1 protein-coding gene is annotated in these 591 nt (G+C 58.2%); it reads left to right on the top strand.

The genetic code is table 11. From position 1 onward, the window contains the following. Positions 1-591, top strand: a 591-nt coding sequence (locus tag ABEW32_RS24550) for an AMP-binding enzyme (RefSeq protein WP_430192674.1), incomplete at both ends; no start/stop codon positions are given.

Here is a 591-nt window from a genome sequence, read left to right as displayed (position 1 = left end):
GATTGGCGTTGCAGGGGAACTATGCATCGGCGGTGTCGGCGTAGCCCGTGGCTATCTGAACCGTCCGGAGCTAACGGCCGAGAAATTTGTGAAAGATCCGTTTGCCGGCGGGGAATCCGGGTATGAACGAATGTACCGCACCGGGGACTTGGCAAGATGGATGCCGGATGGCAACATCGAATATTTGGGCCGGATCGACCATCAGGTGAAAATCCGGGGGTACCGGATTGAGCTGGGCGAGGTCGAAACGCAGCTGCTCCAAGTGGAATCGGTACGCGAAGCGGTAGTTATGGCTCGCACGGACGAAATGGGCCAAAACCAAATGGTGGCGTACTATGTCGCGGGGCAAGAAATCAGTGCCAGTGAGCTGAGAAGTGAGCTGGGCCGGGAACTGCCAAGCTACATGGTGCCGTCCTACTTTGTACAGCTGGAGCAAATGCCGCTGAGTCCCAATGGCAAAATCGACCGCAAGGCCCTGCCAGCACCAGAAGGTAGCTTGCAAACCGGAGCGGATTATGCAGAGCCGCGTACCGCGCAAGAACGTGCGTTGGTCTCGGTCTGGCAGTCGGTGCTGGGACTACAGACGGTCGG

Origin of the sequence: Paenibacillus jamilae, from assembly GCF_050482105.1 — a bacterium.
Lineage (GTDB): Bacteria > Bacillota > Bacilli > Paenibacillales > Paenibacillaceae > Paenibacillus > Paenibacillus jamilae_B.
Note: the sequence above shows the minus strand (reverse complement) of the source record. Positions and strands in the feature narration are given on the sequence as shown.